Origin of the sequence: Dyella ginsengisoli, assembly GCF_044904665.1 — a bacterium.
In the GTDB taxonomy this organism is placed as follows: Bacteria; Pseudomonadota; Gammaproteobacteria; order Xanthomonadales; family Rhodanobacteraceae; genus Dyella_A; species Dyella_A ginsengisoli.
Genome location: NZ_JADIKM010000006.1, coordinates 125,981 through 144,233, shown reverse-complemented (window position 1 = coordinate 144,233; position 18,253 = coordinate 125,981). Strand labels below are relative to the sequence as shown.

Here is an 18,253-nt window from a genome sequence, read left to right as displayed (position 1 = left end):
CCTACTGCAAGATCCAGTAGGAGCCCGCTCGCGGGCGATGCTTTCGTTTCGGCGTAAGGCTCAGTCGAGCCAGCACGTATCATCCACGCGATGATCTCGCCGCCTCTCGCCTTTCCGATCACCCCGCTGCTGCCCGGGATCCGCGACGCGCTCGCCGCGCATCCGCGGCTGGTGCTGGAAGCGCCGCCCGGCGCCGGCAAGACCACCCAGGTGCCGCTGGCGCTGCTCGATGCGCCGTGGCTTGAGGGGCGCAAGATCCTGATGCTGGAACCGCGCCGCATCGCCGCGCGCGCCGCCGCACAGTTCATGGCGCAGCAGCTCGGTGAAACGGTGGGGCAGACGGTGGGTTACTCGATCCGCTTCGAGTCGCGCACCAGCGCGGCGACGCGCATCGAGGTGGTCACCGAGGGCATCCTGACGCGGCTGATCCAGGACGATCCGGAACTCAGCGGCATCGGCGCGATCGTGTTCGACGAATTCCACGAACGGCATCTCGCCGGCGACCTCGGCGCCGCGCTGGCGCTGGACGTGCAGGCCACGCTGCGGCCCGAGCTGCGCCTGCTGGTGATGTCGGCCACGCTGGACGGCGAGCGCATCGCGCAGTGGCTGGATGCGCCGCGCATCAGCAGCCCGGGGCGCAGCTTTCCGGTGCGCATCGAGTACCCGCCGGCGCGCGCGCAGGAAAGCGTCGAGCATCACGTCGCGCGCATCGCGCGGCAGGCGCTGGCGGAGAACGACGGCGACGTGCTGGTGTTCCTGCCCGGCCGACGCGAGATCGCCCGTGCGCAGACCGTGCTGGCCACCACGCTCGACGAACAGGTGGAACTGATGCCGCTACACGGCGAACTCGGCCTGGCCGAGCAGCAGCTGGCGCTGGCGCCAGCCGAACCGGGCACGCGCCGCGTGGTGCTGGCCACCAACGTGGCCGAATCCAGCGTCACCCTGCCGGGCGTTCGCGCGGTGATCGACACCGGCCTGGCGCGCGAGCCGCGCTTCGACCCCAACTCCGGCTTCACCCGGCTGGAGACGGTGACGATCTCGCAGGCCTCGGCCGACCAGCGCGCCGGTCGCGCCGGCCGCGTGGCCGCGGGCACCGCGTATCGCCTGTGGCCGCAGAGCAAGCGGCTGGAACCCTCGCGCACGGCGGAGATCGCCCAGGCCGAGCTGTCCGCGCTGGCGCTGGAGCTGGCCGCGTGGGGCATCACCGCGGCCAGTGCCGCCGGTCTGCCGTGGCTGGACCCGCCGCCGGCCGGCGCGCTGGCGCAGGGCCGCGAACTGCTTGCGCTGCTCGGCGCCCTGGACGGCGATGGCCGCATCACCGCGCTGGGCCGGCGCATGCTGCAGCTCGGCGCCAGCCCGCGGCTGGCCGCCGCTGCGTTGCGCGCACCGTCCGAGCGCCTCGCGCTGGTCGCCGACCTGCTGGCGCTGATGGACGCGCGCTCGCCGCTGCGCGGGGAACTCGCGCGCAGCGACGATTTCCGCGCCCGCGTCGGCGCGCTGCACGTGTGGCGCGATCGCCGCGGCGGCGGGCGTGCCGAGGCCGACGTCGGCGCACTGGCGGCGATCGAGCAGGCGGCCAAGGGCTGGCGCCGCCGCCTCGACGTGCGCACCGCCGCCAGCGGCGTACCGGACAGCCACGCGGTAGGCGACCTGCTGGCGCACGCCTTTCCCGACCGCATCGCCTTTCGCGATGCCAGCCAACCGCTGCGCTACACGCTGGCGAACGGTCGCGGTGCGCGGCTGCACGAGCAGACCGTGCTGCTCGGCGAGCCGTGGCTGGTGGCGCTGGACCTGCGCCACGAGGCGCGCGACAGCCTGATCCTCGCCGCCGCGCCGCTGGATCCGCGCCAGCTCGAACGCGACTTTCCCGCCGCCTTCGCGCGCGAGCGGGTGCTGCGCTGGAACGAGGCGCGCGCCGCGGTGGAGGCGTTCGAGGAGCAGCGCTTCGGCGCCATCGTGCTGGAGCGGCGCAGCGTGCCGGTGCAGCCGGCCGACGCGCTGCCGGCGCTCCTAGCGGCGGTGCGCAGCCGCGGGCTGGAGGCGCTGCCGTGGAGCGAGTCGGCGCGTCGGTTGCGCGCGCGCATCCAGGCGTTGCGCCAGTGGATGCCCGAGCTGGACCTGCCCGACGTCGACGACGCGCACCTGCTGGCCACGCTGGAGCAGTGGCTGGCGCCACACCTGGAAGGCAAGCGCGGGCTCGATGCGCTGGCCGGCGAATCGCTGTCGCAGGCGCTCGCCGCGATGCTCGACTACGAGCAGCGCCGCACCCTCGACGCGCAGGCGCCCGATCAACTCGTGGTGCCCAGCGGCCAGAGCCGTCGACTCGAGTACGCGCCCGGCGAACCGCCGGTACTGGCGGTGAAGCTGCAGGAGCTGTTCGGCCTCGCCGACACGCCGCGGGTCGGCGGCGGTCGCGTTCCGGTGACGTTGCACCTGCTGTCGCCGGCGGGCCGGCCGATCCAGGTCACGCAGGATCTGAAGGGCTTCTGGGAACGAACCTACCCGGAGGTGAAGAAGGAGCTCAAGGGCCGCTACCCGCGCCACCCGTGGCCGGACGATCCGTGGAGCGCCACGCCCACCCACCGGGCCAAGCCGCGCGGCACCTAGGGATGCTCTGATCCACTAGACGCAGGCGTCACCAGCTCTGTTTGTTCGCAGGCCGCAAGGTTGATGCGAGTGCGGACAGCCATCTGTCGAGCCGGCGCACCGCACGCGGGGAGTGACCAAGGATGGTCACGGCCTTGAGGAGCGAGGAAGGCCTGTGGACAAACAGAACTGGCCGCAACCGGTCGAATTCAATGCTGAAGGGTGATGCTCAAAAGGCCGTCATGCTGTGCCGCGCGGCTTGAACAGACGGCCTGTCTGCCCAGCGCCGCGCGACGCATCCTGCCGGCCTTTTGAACATCATGCCGCCTACGTCTAGTGGATCAGAGCACCCCTAGGCGGTACCGCACGGCGCGTGGCTCATGCCTGCTTGCGGCGGAACAGCTTCTTGAACAGGCCGGCCACCGCGGCGATGCCGAGAATCACGAACTTCTTCAGCGCCAGCAGCATCACGCCGAGCTTGGCGAACAGCCCGGCCTTCGCCGCGATGCCGCCGGCGACCAGCGCGCCGATGCCGTAGGCGGCGAGCTTGTCGGTGCTCTTGTCGTAGTCGTTGTAGCTCTGGCCGGCGTCGAAGTCGGTCATCGCCAGCACCTCGGGCATGTCCGCCTTGACCTGGTCGAGCTGGCCGATCGGCGCCACCGCGTTGAGTGACAGGTAGCCTTGTCGGCCGAGTACACGGATGTCGTAGTTGAGCGAATGCCCGCTGTGGCCGTCCTGGCTGAAGATCAGGTCGCGCGCCCAGTACAGCTTGTGACTGGCGTAGTCGTAGTGCGGCGGCTCGGCCCAGCCGGCCAGTTCCACTTCGGGAAAACCCTGCTTGCGCCGTTCGGGGTTTTCGTCGTGCGCGCTCTCCTGCATGTCGCGCAGCATCTTGTCGTAGTCGATGCCGGCGGCGTCGGCATCGGATACGTAGCCCTCGTCCACGTAGGTCACCACCACTGCCCAACTGTTGTCGTCCAGCAGCACGTGCGGATCGTCGCTGGGCAGGATCATGCCCAGCACGTCCTTGTCCGGCGGGTTGTTCCACAGCTGGCCGAGTACGCGCTGGGCGTCATGCGCGTTGAGAAAGCCGTAGCCAGGCTTCAGTGCGAGATGCGCGTTGGCACCGGGAATGGCCACCGTGCCGCTGGCCGGATGCAGCGAGGCGATGAAGCTTTCGGTCTGCGCGGCGGACGAATCGGCGGCGTCGGCCGTGCGGCTGAAGGTGAGCGGCAGGCAAAACAATGCGGCCAGCGCGAAGCGTGCCGGCACGGTGAGGCAGCGTGTCATGTGTGATCCCCTGTGGCGTTCGTTCCATCGATGCGCGGCGGTTTCCCGGTGGCGCGGGCGCTCCCCTCGGCGCGTCCCGCCGACGTTGTAGCAGAGCGCGCAGGTGGTGCCCAGCGGGCGCGCCACCCCTTCACAAAACCGTACTGCGCGCACGGGTCGGATGTGCTCAGATAGCCGGCAGTGCCCGCCAGCGACACGGACAACCGCTTGAGCCAGCCACCTGCTTCATCCCTGCCCACCCAAGCCTCGCTGCCAGCCGTCGCCGCGGACGGCATGGCCACCCGTCCGCCGCAGGGTTCGTGGACGGGGCTCTGGGTGCTGCTCACCTTGCTGCTGGGGGTGGGCCTCACGCTGCTGCTGCATCACCAGCAGCGCGCGCGCCAGCAGGCGGCCGACCGGGCCGCGATGCACGAGCTGGCCGACAAGAACTTTGCCGCACTGCAGGCCCGGTTGTCCTCTTCCGAACTGCTGATGCGCGCGGTGCAGACGCTGTTCATCGCCTCGGATGAGGTCACCGAGGACGACTTTGCCCACTTCTACGAGAACCTGCGCCCGCGTGAACTGTTTCCGAGTCTGGTCGCGCTGGCCTACGCCGAACGGGAGACGCGTCCGGACGGCGAGCACTACATCACCCGCCGCGTGCAGCCGCGCGCCGGCAACGAACGGCTGCTCGGGCTCGACATCAGGGGGCAGGCGCGCAACATGGCCGCGCTGGTCGCCGCACGCGACAGCGACCAGTCCAGCCTGTCCGCACCGTTCGAACTGGTGCAGACCAATGCGGCTGGACAGCACATCCTGGGCGTCACGCTGCGGCTGCCGATCTACAGCGAGGGCACGCCGCCGGTGTCTGCATCTGAGCGCAGTGCCCGGCTGGTCGGTTCCATCGCGGCCTCGTTCCGGGTGTCCGAGTGGGTGGGCAGCGCCTTCAGTACCGACGCGCTCCAGCGCCTGCACGTGGAGGTCAGCGACGTGACCGCAGCGCCCCAGCCGCTGTTCGATTCGCAGCCCGCGGCGGCGATCGCCGGTGGCGACTTCACCCGCGACCTGCACTACGGCGGCCGCGTCTGGCGGGTGGCCATGCGCTACCGGCCGCAGCCGGAGCCGACGTTCGGCTGGTCGCAGTCGCTGCTGCCGTCGGGCCTGCTAGTCACCCTGTTGCTGGCGCTGCTGGTGTGGTCGGTGGCCGGCACCCAGCGCCGCGCGGTGGAGCTGGGCTGGCGCATGAGCCGGCGCTACCGCGAGAGCGAGGAGCGCTTCCGTGCGCTCAACGAGCTGCTGCCGGCGCTGGTAGTGCTGGCCGACGCGGTCGGCGGGCGGGTCACCTATGCCAACCAGGCGTCGCGCGACCGGCTCGGCGAGAGCCTGATCGGACGCGAGCTGCCGGAGATGTTCGACGACGTCGCGGTGCGGCGCTGGTTGCGTGATCCGCCGGGCGAGGAAGTCAGCCGACTCGACGCGCTGCTGCGCAACGAGCGCGGTGAGCGCTTCTGGGCCAGCGTATCGATCGCGCGGGTGGAGCTGGACAGCGTGTCCAAGCTGCTGATGGTGGCCGCCGACATCACCGAGCAGCGCCAGCTCAACGAGCGCCTCAGCCACCAGGCCAGCCACGACGCGCTGACCGAGCTGTACAACCGGCGCGAGTTCGAGCGGCGGCTGGCCCAGACGATGGCGGCGGTGGCCGCCGGTGCGCCGGCAGCGGCCTTGCTCTACATCGACCTGGACCAGTTCAAGCTGATCAACGACACCTCCGGCCACATGGCCGGCGACCAGCTGCTGACCCAGCTGGCGATGGTGATGCGCGAGCAGCTGGCGCGCCACGACGTGCTCGCCCGGCTCGGCGGCGACGAGTTCGGCGTGCTGCTGCCGAACGTGGCCACGCGCGATGCGGCCGAAGCGATCGCCGAGCAGCTGCGCCGGCGCATCGACGGCTACGTGTTCATGTGGGAGCAGCGCAGCTACTCGATCAGCGCAAGCGTCGGCGGCGTGCTGATCGACCAGCCCGGGATGCACCTGCACGAGCTGTTCGCGCAGGCCGACACCGCCTGCTACATGGCCAAGGAGCTGGGCCGCAACCGCGTGCACTTCTACTCCGAGCACGACGACGAAACCGCACGCCGGCGCAGTGAGATGGAGTGGGCCAACCGCCTGCGCTGGGCGGCCGAAGAGGGCCGCCTGCTGCTCACCTACCAGGAGCTGACGCCGCTGGTGGCGCACGCCGGTGACGGCGTGCGCATCGAGCTGCTGCTGCGCTTTCGCGACGACAACGGTCGCCTGGTGGTGCCCGGCGCCTTCATGCCCGCCGCCGAACGCTACGGCCTGATGCCGGTGATCGACCGCTGGGTGATCGAGACGGCGCTGTCGCACTTCGACCAGCTGCATCCGGCCGGAGCCGCGCTGCAGCTGGCCACCATCAACCTGTCCGGCGCCAGCGTGGAAGACGACGCGCTGGCCGATCGCATCATCGAGCTGCTGGCGCTGCATCGGGTTGATCCTTCCCGGGTGTGCTTCGAGATCACCGAGACGGTGGCGGTGCGCCATCTCTCGCAGGTCGCGCGCTTCATGCAGCGGCTGCGCACGGCGGGCTGCAAGATGGCGCTGGACGATTTCGGCGCCGGCATGTCCTCGTTCGGTTATCTGAAGAACCTGCCGGTGGACATCATCAAGATCGACGGCAGTTTCATCCGCGACATGCTGGACGACCCGGTGAGTTACGCCATGGTGCGCGCGGCCACCGACATCGGCCATCAGATCGGCCTGACCGTGGTGGCCGAGTGGGTGACCAGCGAGGCGGTGATGCAGGCGCTGCGCGAGCTGGGGGTGGATCTCGCGCAGGGCTTTTCGCTGCACATGCCGGAACTGGTGCCGTTCCAGCGCGGCTGACGCCGGTGGCGCCAGCCGCAGACGATCACTTCGCCGCGGGCGTCGCTTCCGGTGCCTGCCGCTCGAAGCTGCCGGACGGACCGGGGAACACCACTGGGCTCTCGTAGCCGTCGGCCGAGACCGCCGACACGCCGAAGAACCAGTCGTCGATCACCACGTCCTTCACCACCGCCTGGTTCACGTCACCCACGGTGCGGGCGTACTGCCAGCGCGGTGCGGTGGTGTCGCGCCAGTGCACGCGGTAGCCGGCCGCGCCCGGCACCTTGCTCCAGCTCACCGTGGTGTCGGTGGCCAGCGCGCCCTCGGTCTTCACTCCGCTCGGCGGCGCCGGCGCGTTGGCCATCGCGGCCATGGTCACGGTGTTGAGCGCGGTAACGCGGGCGAGGTAGCGGAAGTCGATGCCGTCCAGCGTGTCGCCGTAGTGCACACCCCGATCCTGATCAGTATTCCCGGTACGCAGGTCCTGGTGCTGGCGGGTGTAATCCTCGTGGCCCTCGCTGACGCGGATCGCCGGGTAGCCGGCCTTGAGGAATTCCACCTGGTCGCCACCGCGGCCGTAGCGGTCGGTGCGGTAGATCAGCTTCACGTGGAAATCGGACAAGTACTGGTCGGCGATGGACGCCATGTAGCGCGCCACGCTGCGCGAGGGCGAATCCACCTCGCCGCCGAAGTAGTTGCGCACGCGCGCCTGCTTCGCCGTCTCGGTGCTGCGCGTGCCTTCGCTGAACACGCGCACGGTGGTGTTGTCGCGCACGCCGTTCTGGCCGCGGCTGTTGCCGACGATGTCGTTGTTGAGGTCGGCCTCCACCTGCCAGCCTTGCGCCACTGCGTAGTCGGCCAGCACCTTGCCGCCGTACAGGCCCTGCTCCTCGCCGGAGAGTGCGGCGAATACCAGCGTGGCGCTGTTGTCCTGCTTCGACAGCAGCCGCGCCGCTTCCATCAGTGCGGCTACGCCGGAGGCGTCGTCGTTGGCGCCCGGCGCATCGCTGGTGCTGTTCATGATGTCGGTGACGCGCGAATCCAGGTGTCCGCTCATCACGATGACGCGCTTGGGATCGGTGCTGCCGCGCTTGATCGCCACCACGTCCATCACTTCGGTGGGCTTGGGGATGCGCTCGCCGCTGAACACCTGCGATGGCGTCACCACCTCGATGCAGCCGCCGCAGTCCCGCGAGATCGCCTCGAACTGTGCCTTCACCCAGCGTCGCGCGGCGCCGATGCCGCGCTTGTCGGATTTCGTATCGGACAGCGTGTGGCGGGTGCCGAAGCCGACCAGGCGGGCGATGGTGTCGTGCAGGCGCGCCTCGCTCGGTGCGTTGGCCAGTGCGTGCAGCGCGGGCTGTTCGCGCGGCTGCGCGGCGTCCTGGGCGGCGGGTGCGCCGCTGGTGGCGGCGAGCAGAGCGGCGGGAAGCAGAAATCGGAGACGGCACATCGGCGGAACCTCGGTTGATCGAGCAGGCGGTGCGCGCATGACGCATTGCCCGAGTATGCGCAGCGCGCGCGTCGCGTACCACTCGACCTTCGGCATGCGACCATGCGCGGCATGACCGAATCCTCCCCCCCGCGCGTCGCCGTGATCGGCGGCGGGCCGGCCGGCCTGATGGCCGCCGAGCAGCTGCGCGACGCCGGCATCGCCGTGGACCTCTACGACGCCATGGGCTCGGTGGGCCGCAAGTTCCTGCTTGCCGGCAAGGGCGGGCTCAACCTCACCCACGGTGAAGCCTTCGATGATTTCGTCGGCCGCTACGGCGATCGCGCCGGCGAGGTGGGCGGCTGGCTGCGCGACTTCGATGCCGATGCCCTGCGTGCGTGGGCGCGCGGGCTCGGCGTGGAAACCTTCGTCGGCAGCTCCGGCCGGGTGTTCCCCGCGGACATGAAGGCCGCGCCGCTGCTGCGTCGCTGGGTGCGCCGGTTGCACGCCGAAGGCGTGCGCTTCCACATGCACCATCGCTGGCTGGGTTGGAGCGACGACGGTGCGCTGCGCTTCGCCACGCCGACCGGCGAGACGACGGTGCGCGCCGACGCCACCGTGCTGGCGCTCGGCGGCGGTAGCTGGCCGCAGCTGGGATCGGACGGCGCCTGGATGGCCACCTTGCAGGCCGCCGGCGTGGACACGGCACCGCTCGCACCGGCCAACTGCGGCTTCGAGCGCCCATGGAGCGAGCATCTGGCCAGCCGCTTCGCCGGCGCGCCGCTCAAGGCGGTGGTGGCCCAGTGGCACGACCGCAACGGCTGGCGGCACCAGCGCCAGGGCGAGTGCGTGATATCCGAATACGGCATCGAGGGCAGCCTGGTCTACGCGATCGGCCCCGCGCTGCGCGAGCAGATCGCCGCGCGCGGCGAGGCGCGGCTCACGCTGGATCTGGCACCGGGTTACCCGCTCGACACGCTGGTGTCGCGGCTGGCCGCGCCGCGCCGCAAGCACAGCATCGGCGACTGGCTCCGCCGCCGCGCGGGGCTCGATGCCGCCAAGTGCGCGCTGGTGTTCGAAGTGGCCGACAAGGCCACGTTGGCCAACCACGTCGCACTGGCCGGATTGATCAAGGCGTTGCCCTTGCGCCTGCACGCGCCGCGGCCGATCGCCGAGGCGATCAGCACCGCCGGCGGCGTGCGTTTCGATGCGCTGGTGGACGAACGCCTGATGCTGCGCGCGCGTCCCGGCGTGTTCTGCGCCGGCGAGATGCTCGACTGGGAGGCGCCGACCGGCGGCTACCTGCTCACCGCCTGCTTTGCCAGTGGACGGCGGGCCGGGCACGGCGCCGCGCAGTGGCTGCACGGGGCGTGATGCGAGCGCCGTTCGGTACGGCGCAAATGAGGCAAAACAAGGCCGCGCGGGCTGACGGATCTTCATGCAGTGCAGCATCGCCGCTGCACTGGTGGCGCGCGGATTTCGGCGCTACGCTCGGAAATTGGTAAGGACAGAGACCGGCGCCGTGCTCGCCTTGGGCGCAGTGTGCTGTAGGCGCAAGCCCGGCGCGTCTCATTGCAGAGAGGATGCACAGCATGAAGATTCGTTCCGTGACCGCGATGCTCGCCCTGGCGGTTATTGCCGGAGGCGCGATGGCTGGTGAAACCGTCCACGTCGCCGCGCACGAGGCCGCCCCGGTGCAGGCCAATCCGGCCCATCAGGCGCTCGGTGTGTCGACGGATGCACTGACGGATGTCGACGTGGCGCGTTTGGCACGTTCGGCCGTGAACATGCCGGCCTGCAGCACCTGCCACTGACGCTGGCGTGAGCGCGCCGCGCTGGTCGCGGCGCGCATTCGGATTTCCCCCCGCGTTGACCCTTGCGGTCGTCGGTGGTCGCGTGGTCGGTCGCCGGCTCAGCCCAGCGCACGCACGCGGAAATTGCGGCCCTTGATGCGTCCGGCGCGCAGTCGCTCCAGCGCCTTGTTCGCCAGCTCGCGGCTGATTGCCACGTAGGCACGGGTGGCGAACACGTCGATCTTGCCGATGTCGCCCGCCTGCAGCCCGGCGTCGCCGGTGAGCGCGCCGAGGATGTCGCCGGGGCGCAGCTTGTCCTGCCGGCCCGCGTCGATCACCAGGGTCTTCATCGGCGCCAGCTGCAGCGTCTTGCCGCGCGGCGGCTGCACCTTGAGCACCTCGCGCCGCAGCGGCGTGCCCAACACCTGCTCGATGTTGTCCGCCTTCGGCCCTTCGCGCGGCGTGACCAGGGTGAGCGCGAGGCCCGATTCCCCGGCGCGGCCGGTGCGTCCGATGCGGTGGGTATGCGTGTCCGGGTCGTGCGCGATATCGAAGCTCACCACCAGCGGCAGCGCGGCGATGTCCAGCCCGCGGGCCGCGACATCGGTGGCCACCAGTACCGCGCAGCTGCGGTTGGCGAAGCGCACCAGCACCTCGTCGCGGTCGCGCTGCTCCATGTCGCCGTGCAGGGCCAGCGCGGAGAAGCCGCGACGGTCGAGCTCTTGCGCCACTGCATCCACATCCTTGCGCATGTTGCAGAACACCAGCGCCTGGGCGCGTGCGGCCGGACCGGCGCGTTCGTTGGTCAACAGCTGCGCCAGCGCGTCCAGCTTCTGCGCCAGTTCCACCAGCAGGAAGCGCTGCTCGATCGACGGCCGCTGGGTGACCGGCGCATCCACCGTCACCTCGACCGGATCGCGCTGCACGCGCGCGCTCACCGCGCGGATCTCGTCCGGGTAGGTGGCTGAAAACAGCAGGGTCTGGTGGTGCTTGGCGATGCGTCCCACGATGTCGTCGATCGCCTCGGAAAAGCCCATGTCGAGCATGCGGTCGGCCTCGTCCAGCACCAGCACCTTGATGCCGCCGCCGTGCAGGCTGCCGCGCTTCAGGTGCTCCTGCACACGGCCGGGCGTGCCCACCACGATGTGCGGATCATGCGTGAGCGAGGCCAGCTGCGGCCCCAAAGGCATGCCACCGCACAGCGTCAGCAGCTTCACGTTGGGGATGTTCGCCGCCAGCTTGCGGATCGCCTTGCTGACCTGGTCGGCCAGCTCGCGGGTGGGGCACAGCACCAGCGCCTGCAGACGGATGGTGTCCGCGTCGATGCTCTGCAGCAGCGAGAGGCCGAACGCGGCGGTCTTGCCGGAGCCGGTCTGCGCCTGGGCGATCACGTCGCGCCCGGCCAGCATCGGCGGCAGGCTTTGCTCCTGCACCGGCGTCATGGCGGCGTAGCCGAGGGTGTCGAGGCTGGCGAGCAGGGCGGGCTTGAGCGGGAGCGAGGCGAAGGAAGTCATGCGCCATGATCGCACGGCGCCGCGCTTCAGCCGGCAGGCGTCACCACTGCGTGCGGTTCGGCAGCAGGCCTTTCAGTTCCACGTCGGTGAGGTTGCGCCACTGGCCGGGCTTGAGGTGGCCGAGCTTGATGTTGTCGATGCGCACGCGGCGCAGCTGGGTCACGCGGTAGCCGAACGCGGCAGCCATCAGGCGGATCTGCCGGTTCAGGCCCTGGGTCAGCACGATGCCGAAGCCGAACTTGGCGATGCGCCGCACGCGGCAGCGCTGGGTCATCTGGCCGTGGATGCGCACACCCTTGCTCATCCCGGCGAGGAACTCGTCGGTGACCGCCTTGTTCACCGCCACCAGGTATTCCTTCTCGTGGTGGTTCTCCGCGCGCAGGATCTCGTTGACGATGTCGCCGTTGCTGGTGAGCAGGATCAGGCCTTCGGACTCCTTGTCCAGCCGGCCGACCGGGAAGATGCGCTGCGGGTGGTCGACGAAATCGACGATGTTGCCGTCCACGCTCTGGTCGGTGGTGCAGGTGATGCCCACTGGCTTGTTCAGCGCGATGTAGACCGCCTTCTTCGCCGACGGCGTGGTGGCCAGGATGCGCGCCTTGACGATCTCGCCATCGACGCGCACCTCGTCGCCCTCCAGTGCCTTGGCGCCGGTGGAGACGACCTCGCCGTTGATCGTCACCCGCCCGGCGAGCAGCAGCTCGTCCGCCTCGCGGCGCGAGCACAGGCCGGCTTCGCTGATGTATTTATTGACGCGCATGCAACAGCACTCGTGTAGGAGCGCACCCTGTGCGCGATCGCTTTTTTGTCAGGTCTTGGAAGGGTATTCGCGCACAGGGTGCGCTCCTACGAGAATTCGTCAGGAGCGCAGCCCCACTCCGCGCTTGAGCAGCTGCAGCGCCACCGCCGACAGCACCACCACGAACAACACCATCACCGCGAAGGCGGTGCCGATGCCGACGTCGCTCACGCCGAGCACGCCGAAGCGGAACGCGTTGACCATGTACAGGATCGGGTTGATCCGCGAGATCGCCTGCCACGGTTCGCCCAGCATGTTGATCGAATAGAACACGCCGCCCAGGTAGGTCAGCGGGGTGAGCACGAAGGTGGGTACCAGCGCGATGTCGTCGAACTTCTTCGCGTAGACGGCATTCACGAAGCCGGCCAGCGAGAAGATCGTGGCGCCCAGCAGCACCGACAGGAAGGTGAGCAGCGGGTGCACCACGTGCAGCGAGGTGAAGAACAGCGCGATCATCAGCACCAGCACGCCCACCACCAGGCCGCGCACCACGGCGCCGGTGACGTAGCCGAGCAGGATCACCCAGTTCGGCATCGGCGACACCAGCATCTCCTCCACCGCGCGGCTGAACTTGGCACCGAAGAACGAGCTGGAGATGTTGCCGTAGCTGTTGGTGATGATCGACATCATCACCAGCCCGGGCACGATGTACTGCATGTAGGTGAAGCCGCCCTCGATAGTGCCGATGCGGCTGCCGATCAGCTTGCCGAAGATCACGAAGTACAGCGTCATGGTGATCGCGGGCGGGATCAGCGTCTGCGTCCAGATGCGCGTGATGCGCGCGATCTCGCGGCGCACGATGGTGTACAGCGCGACCATGTTGGCGGATGTGTTGCTCATGCTTTTCGCCTTTGGCTTGTTGCTCCCTCTCCTCCGGCTGCGCCGCGGGAGAGGTTGGGGTGAGGGGGAAGCTGTTCGCTTTTTTTGCTTTTGCGGGAATGAGGGAGGCCATACTGAAAGCCCCCCTCACCCCGGCCCTCTCCCCCGACTGCGTCAGGGGAGAGGGAGAACGGCGGTCACGCCGCCTTGTCCCGCCCGTTCTCCACCAGCCGCACGAACAGCTCCTCCAGCCGGTTGGTCTTGTTGCGCATCGAGGTCACCCGGATGCCGTGCGTGCTCAGCGCCGCGAACAGCGCGTTGAGGTCGGAGGTGCGCGGCATCTCCGCTTCCAGCGTGTGCTCGTCGATGCGGCGCAGGGTGATGTCGGCCAGCATCGGCAGCGGCTCGGGCGCGGCGGTGACGTCGAGCACGAAGGTCTCCGAGTCGAGCTTGGACAGCAGGCGCTTCATCGTGGTGTTCTCCACGATGGTGCCGTGGTCGATGATCGCGATATTGCGGCACAGCTGCTCGGCTTCCTCCAGGTAGTGCGTGGTGAGGATCACCGTGGTGCCGGCCGCGTTGATGCCGCTGACGAACTGCCACATCGAGCGGCGGATCTCGATGTCCACGCCGGCGGTCGGCTCGTCGAGGATCAGCAGGCGCGGCTCATTCATCATCGCGCGGGCGATCATCAGGCGGCGCTTCATGCCGCCGGAGAGCATGCGCGCCTGGTGGTGCGCCTTGTCCCACAGGCGCAGCTCCTTGAGGTATTTCTCCGCGCGCTCGGCGGCGATCTTCCGCGGAATGCCGTAGAAACCCGCCTCGTTCACGCAGATGTCGAACGGCTTCTCGAACTGGTTGAAGTTGATTTCCTGCGGCACCAGGCCGATCAGCTTCATCGCCTCGTTGCGCTGCTTGTTCACCGACACGCCGAACACCTGCGCGTCGCCGCCGGTGGAGTTCACCAGCGAGGAGAGAATGCCGATCAGGGTCGACTTGCCGGCGCCATTGGGGCCGAGCAGGGCGAAGAAGTCGCCGGGCTGCACGGTCAAGCTGACGCCCTTGAGGGCTTCGACGCCATTGCCGTAGGTCTTGCGCAGGTTGTCGACGACGAGCGCCGGAACCGTTGTGCTGGGTTGCGTGGACATGGGCTGCACCGGTGGGGCCAAGCCGCCTATTATACGTGGCTGACCCACGCCGCCCGGGCTCGCCGGGTGCACGCACCGTTTCCGGAAACCCCATGGCCGACCATTTTCCGCTCCGTCTCGTCGACAGCCGCATGCTGGCGCCCACCGTGCGCCACCTGGTGTTCGAGCGGGTCGATGGCCAGCCGCTGGCGTTCGTGCCGGGGCAGTTTCTGCAGATCCACTTCGCCTATGCCGACGGCACGCCGACCAAGCGCAGCTATTCGGTGGCCACCGTGGGCGACGGCCGTTCGCCGGTGCAGCAGATCGAGATCGCCGTGAGCTACGTGGAAGGCGGCGCCGCCACCGCACTGCTGGGTGGCCTGGAGCACGGCGGCACGGTGGAGGCCAGCGGCCCCTACGGCCGCTTCTGCCTGCAGGACGGCGACGCGCTGCCGCGCTACCTGCTGATGGCCACCGGCACCGGCGTCACGCCGTACCGCGCCATGCTGCCCCAGCTGGCCGGGCTGCTCGCCGCGGGCGACCGCGAAGTGGTGCTGCTGTACGGCGCCCGCAAGGAAGCCGAGCTGCTCTACGACGCGGAGTTCACCGCCTTCGCCCAGGCGCACCCGGGCTTCACCTACCTGAGCTGCCTCAGCCGCGAAGCCCGCACCGAGCCCCGTCCGAGCGACCGCATGGGCCACGTGCAGGCCGCCTTGCCGGAGCTGGCGCCCGCGGCCGACCGTGATATCGCCTACCTGTGCGGCAACCCCAACATGGTCGACGCCGCCTTCGCCGCGTTGAAGGAATTCGGCCTGCCGGTGCCGCAGATCCGCCGCGAGAAGTACATCTCCTCACGCTGAGCAGGCCTTTGCGGGCCGGCCGGGCCGGCGCCTGGCGGCGGGTCCGGCTGCGCGTGGCTCGGGGCGGCGGTGCCCTCCGGGTCGGATCGAACCCCCGCAGCACAGCGGCGTCAAAAAGTCGACGTGAAATGCGTGCTGTCAAGCACGTTTTCGCGGTAGACCGCTGGAGCGATCGGTTTATGTGATCTGCATCGCAATTGCGCAGGTTGCCCGGGCGGAGCCTATCAAGGCGCGATGGTGCGGGCCGAAAACCCCTTCGGACGCCCGCCAACCCCGCGGCTGTCGAGGGCTTCGACATGCTCACACCGCTTCGCCACCTGCTGATCCGCGGCCTCGCTGCGGCACTTGTGCTTGCTTCCCTGCCCTTGGCCGCTCAGGGCGCCGATGGCCGTACCCGCTTCACCGTGCGCATCGACCCGCAGGCGGCCGCCGTGGTGCGCGCGTGGCGTGCCGCGCACGGTCTCTCGACCGAGGGCGCGCCCGCGCTGGCGATGGAGGCGGGCCTGTCTTCGCCCGCGGCCGCGTTCGAGCAGCATTGCCGGCAAGCCGGCGGCAGCGTGGCGGCGTCTGCGTCCGATGCGGCCGGTCAGGCCGCGGCCACAGCCGGCAGCGTGTGCATCTGAACCCGGCCGGCGCTCAGGGCTGCAGATCCTGCCCGTAGACGAAGCGCCGATCCAGCCGAACCTGCCGGCGCGCCTCGCCGGACTGGACGATGTATGTGCCCGGGGCCAGCTGATCCACGCGGTAGTAGCCCAGCGTGTTGCTTCGGACGCTCGTGACCAGCCGGCCGTCGGCGTCGAGTACCCGAACCACGGCGGAGGCCATCGGTCGGCCGTTGGCGTCGATGAGCTTGCCGGCCATGCCGAGCCGCAGCTGCATGGCGAAATCCGCCCGCGTGGTGGCACCCGAACGCACCTCGACCAGCGGCTGCCGCGCCGGCGGTTGCAGGTCGATCGGCAGGTTTTCCGGATCCATCTGCAGGCGATACACGCCCGGTGCCAGATCGCTCACCAGATAGTGCCCGCGGGCGTCGAGCTGGCCCGCCGGACGACCGTCCACCAGCACACGCACGCCGGCCAGGTCGGCCCAGCGCACGCCCTCGGGCAGCTGTCCGGTGACCTTGCCCGAAATGCCGCCGCGGCGCGCCGCTGCCGCGTTGAACGAACCGCGTGCGAGCCCCGACGGCGTCACCGCGAAATCGGCCACCAGCGAGAGCTGGAACGTGGTGCCGCTGCCGCTGCCGGACGGTCCGCGGGTCGGGTCGTTGTACAGCTGTACGTGCATCGACAGGCCGGGGATGGCCTCGGTGGCCGCATCGAGCAGGTAGCCGATGCGCGAGGTGCTTTCCAGCACGCTGGCGGTCCAGCTCACCGGGTGGCCGCGCGTCCACAGCCCGCTCAGCGTCTGCGCGTAGCGGGTGCCGCGCTGCGGGTCGCGCGTCACCGAGAGGTCCAGCTGCAGTCCGCCGTCCAGCGCATGCGCCAGTTCCAGCTGGGAAATTCCGACGTAGCGGGTCAACATCACGCGGGTGTCGTTGCGCACGTCCCAGTTCGCGGCATAGGTGTAGAGGCCGTTGTAGTCGGGCCGGGCGCTGACACTGAAACGATCGGTCATGGCCCAGTCCGCCGCAGGCTTGACGAACACATAGCGGCGATCGGCGAACGGATCGCTGGCATCGCGACCGACCAGCGAGACATTCAGCCGCGCGCTGAGGTGTGCGCCCAGCTCGCCGTAGCGGTCCGACTGCACCGCCGCCACGCCGGGAAAATAGTTCGCGCCGTAGCGGCGCGCGTAGGCATTCCAGAACCACATGCCACGCTGGCCGTCGCCCTGCATGCTCCACGCCGAGGCGCTGCCGCTGCGCGCCACGCCGATCCCCCAGGTACCCAGCGCGCCCAGGCCCACGATGGCGTTGGTGGCGCCGTAGTCGCGGCCCCCGGCGCGCTGCGCCGAGGCATCGACGGTGAGTCGGTCGCTGAAGCCCCAGCGCATCTGGTAGAAGCCGCCCAGGCCGTGCGTGCCGATGGCGCGATCCAGCGGGTTGCCGTCCACGCCCAGGCCCGCGTAGGACACCAGCGTGCCGCCGGGCAGGGCGCGCGGACTGGTGGCGCCATCGATCGTGATGACGCGGCTCGGCGTGCCGTCGCCGAAGCGTTCGTACAGCGCCACCTGGGCGAACTCGCTGCCGCGCAGGGTGACATTGCGGAACGACCAGCTGCCGTCGAGGCGGATCGCGGTGCGCGCCAGCACCTTGCCGTCCACGCGCAGCTCGGCGATGCCTCCGGGCGGGGCGTCGTGCCCGCTCAGCGACTGGCCGCCCAGCGTCTGCGTGGCCACCAGCTGGTTGTTCGCCAGCGTGTCGCCGTAGCTGAGGTCGGGGCGATTGCTCCACGCGTACTGGGCGCCGGTGAGGTTGGCGTAGGGCAGCAGCGGGTCGAGCGCGAGCTGGCTGTGGCCCAGGTACAGGCGGCTGCGGCCGCGGTCGAGCATCCAGCCGTAGTCCTGCATGCTCTGCCGCCCGCCGGGTGAGCTGGTAAGCAGACGCGTGCGCCAGGCGCCGGGTCCCAGCGCACCCTGCAGGTCGGTGAGCGTGGCCAGCGAGTCGCGACCATCCTGCCGGGTGAAATAGGCCTCGCTGTGGATGGCCGACAGGCTCGCTGCCGGTGCCCGGATGTCCGGCGCTTCGCGGGAGGCGCCGCCGGTATCGGTGGCATCGGGCGTGGCGCCCGGCGTCCAGGGCAGGGTGACGGCGAGCGCGAACTCGCCCTGGTCGAAGCGGATGCGTCCGGCCAGCGCGCGCGCCAGCGTGCCGATGCCGACGTAGCGGGCGCCGTCGATGGTCTGGATCGCTGCGGCGGGAATGGCTGCCTCACCCAGCGGTGTCGGCAGTGCCACGCCGCGGTCGCGGGCGATCACGCGGCTCTGGATGGCGGTAGCGAACTGGTCGAGGTTGGCACTGTAGTGCCCGTGGCCGCGATCCAGCAGGTCGAGGTCCACGCCGGCGGGGCGGTCGTTCACCGTGAGACCGGCCAGCAGCTTGCGCGGCGCGTTCGTTGCTGCGTCGGCCGTCGCCGCTCCGGTTTGCGCCGCCGCAGCCAGCGGGAGGCCGGCTGCCAGCACGAATGCAAACGCGAGCAGCCGACGCCGCCGGGCGCGGAGGGGTGGGGCGATCAT

At 69.9% G+C, this 18,253-nt stretch carries 13 protein-coding genes; 6 read left to right on the top strand and 7 right to left on the bottom strand.

Translation table 11 applies throughout. From position 1 onward, the window contains the following. The first annotated feature begins 90 nt into the window (after positions 1–90). The gene (gene hrpB, locus ISP17_RS18025) at positions 91–2,607 is read left to right on the top strand and encodes an ATP-dependent helicase HrpB (protein WP_404635661.1); all 2,517 of its coding nucleotides are present in this window, start codon (positions 91–93) and stop codon (positions 2,605–2,607) included. A gap of 357 nt (positions 2,608–2,964) precedes the next feature. Here hrpB and ISP17_RS18020 read toward each other — a convergent pair whose 3' ends face one another. After that, positions 2,965–3,876: a DUF2167 domain-containing protein gene (locus ISP17_RS18020; protein WP_404635659.1), complete on the bottom strand. Its 912-nt coding sequence runs from the start codon at positions 3,874–3,876 to the stop codon at positions 2,965–2,967. 207 nt (positions 3,877–4,083) lie between these two features. Here ISP17_RS18020 and ISP17_RS18015 point away from each other — a divergent pair, with 207 nt between their 5' ends. Further along, positions 4,084–6,756 carry a bifunctional diguanylate cyclase/phosphodiesterase gene (locus tag ISP17_RS18015; protein WP_404635657.1) on the top strand — a complete coding sequence of 891 codons (2,673 nt, stop codon included), beginning with the start codon at positions 4,084–4,086 and terminating at the stop codon, positions 6,754–6,756. A gap of 25 nt (positions 6,757–6,781) precedes the next feature. Here the strand turns inward: ISP17_RS18015 and ISP17_RS18010 are convergent, their stop codons facing one another. Next, the gene (locus tag ISP17_RS18010; RefSeq protein ID WP_404635655.1) at positions 6,782–8,188 is read right to left on the bottom strand and encodes a M20/M25/M40 family metallo-hydrolase; all 1,407 of its coding nucleotides are present in this window, start codon (positions 8,186–8,188) and stop codon (positions 6,782–6,784) included. A 111-nt stretch (positions 8,189–8,299) separates the two neighbouring features. Between ISP17_RS18010 and ISP17_RS18005 the strand changes: the two genes are divergently transcribed. After that, the gene (locus ISP17_RS18005) at positions 8,300–9,541 is read left to right on the top strand and encodes a TIGR03862 family flavoprotein (RefSeq protein WP_404635653.1); all 1,242 of its coding nucleotides are present in this window, start codon (positions 8,300–8,302) and stop codon (positions 9,539–9,541) included. A 218-nt stretch (positions 9,542–9,759) separates the two neighbouring features. Next, positions 9,760–9,981, top strand: coding sequence for a hypothetical protein (locus ISP17_RS18000; RefSeq protein WP_404635651.1), 222 nt, complete (start codon positions 9,760–9,762; stop codon positions 9,979–9,981). A 98-nt stretch (positions 9,982–10,079) separates the two neighbouring features. On the opposite strand, the gene dbpA is transcribed toward ISP17_RS18000, so the two are convergent. The 4 genes from dbpA to ISP17_RS17980 form a co-directional block, all read right to left on the bottom strand. After that, positions 10,080–11,474: an ATP-dependent RNA helicase DbpA gene (gene dbpA, locus ISP17_RS17995; RefSeq protein WP_404635649.1), complete on the bottom strand. Its 1,395-nt coding sequence runs from the start codon at positions 11,472–11,474 to the stop codon at positions 10,080–10,082. A 40-nt stretch (positions 11,475–11,514) separates the two neighbouring features. Further along, positions 11,515–12,234: a pseudouridine synthase gene (locus tag ISP17_RS17990; RefSeq protein WP_404635647.1), complete on the bottom strand. Its 720-nt coding sequence runs from the start codon at positions 12,232–12,234 to the stop codon at positions 11,515–11,517. A gap of 99 nt (positions 12,235–12,333) precedes the next feature. Beyond that, positions 12,334–13,113, bottom strand: a complete 780-nt coding sequence (locus tag ISP17_RS17985; RefSeq protein ID WP_404635645.1) for an ABC transporter permease — start codon at positions 13,111–13,113, stop codon at positions 12,334–12,336. A 176-nt stretch (positions 13,114–13,289) separates the two neighbouring features. Further along, on the bottom strand, positions 13,290–14,240 hold the full coding sequence (locus tag ISP17_RS17980) for an ABC transporter ATP-binding protein (protein WP_404635643.1): 951 nt from the start codon (positions 14,238–14,240) through the stop codon (positions 13,290–13,292). A 92-nt stretch (positions 14,241–14,332) separates the two neighbouring features. On the opposite strand from ISP17_RS17980, the gene ISP17_RS17975 reads away from it, so the two are divergent. Both ISP17_RS17975 and ISP17_RS17970 read left to right on the top strand, forming a co-directional pair. Further along, positions 14,333–15,079 (top strand): FAD-binding oxidoreductase, encoded by a 747-nt coding sequence (locus ISP17_RS17975; RefSeq protein WP_404635641.1) that lies wholly within the window; start codon positions 14,333–14,335, stop codon positions 15,077–15,079. 296 nt (positions 15,080–15,375) lie between these two features. Next, positions 15,376–15,702, top strand: a complete 327-nt coding sequence (locus tag ISP17_RS17970; RefSeq protein WP_404635639.1) for a hypothetical protein — start codon at positions 15,376–15,378, stop codon at positions 15,700–15,702. A gap of 13 nt (positions 15,703–15,715) precedes the next feature. On the opposite strand, the gene ISP17_RS17965 is transcribed toward ISP17_RS17970, so the two are convergent. Then, positions 15,716–18,253: a carboxypeptidase regulatory-like domain-containing protein gene (locus ISP17_RS17965; RefSeq protein WP_404635637.1), complete on the bottom strand. Its 2,538-nt coding sequence runs from the start codon at positions 18,251–18,253 to the stop codon at positions 15,716–15,718.

Coding starts and splice junctions, on each gene's coding strand:
- hrpB (WP_404635661.1), top strand. CDS start 91: ATGATCTCGCCGCCTCTCGCCTTTCCGATCACCCCGCTGCTGCCCGGG.
- ISP17_RS18020 (WP_404635659.1), bottom strand. CDS start 3,876: ATGACACGCTGCCTCACCGTGCCGGCACGCTTCGCGCTGGCCGCATTG.
- ISP17_RS18010 (WP_404635655.1), bottom strand. CDS start 8,188: ATGTGCCGTCTCCGATTTCTGCTTCCCGCCGCTCTGCTCGCCGCCACC.
- ISP17_RS18005 (WP_404635653.1), top strand. CDS start 8,300: ATGACCGAATCCTCCCCCCCGCGCGTCGCCGTGATCGGCGGCGGGCCG.
- ISP17_RS18000 (WP_404635651.1), top strand. CDS start 9,760: ATGAAGATTCGTTCCGTGACCGCGATGCTCGCCCTGGCGGTTATTGCC.
- dbpA (WP_404635649.1), bottom strand. CDS start 11,474: ATGACTTCCTTCGCCTCGCTCCCGCTCAAGCCCGCCCTGCTCGCCAGC.
- ISP17_RS17990 (WP_404635647.1), bottom strand. CDS start 12,234: ATGCGCGTCAATAAATACATCAGCGAAGCCGGCCTGTGCTCGCGCCGC.
- ISP17_RS17985 (WP_404635645.1), bottom strand. CDS start 13,113: ATGAGCAACACATCCGCCAACATGGTCGCGCTGTACACCATCGTGCGC.
- ISP17_RS17980 (WP_404635643.1), bottom strand. CDS start 14,240: ATGTCCACGCAACCCAGCACAACGGTTCCGGCGCTCGTCGTCGACAAC.
- ISP17_RS17975 (WP_404635641.1), top strand. CDS start 14,333: ATGGCCGACCATTTTCCGCTCCGTCTCGTCGACAGCCGCATGCTGGCG.
- ISP17_RS17970 (WP_404635639.1), top strand. CDS start 15,376: ATGCTCACACCGCTTCGCCACCTGCTGATCCGCGGCCTCGCTGCGGCA.
- ISP17_RS17965 (WP_404635637.1), bottom strand. CDS start 18,253: ATGATCGCCCCACCCCTCCGCGCCCGGCGGCGTCGGCTGCTCGCGTTT.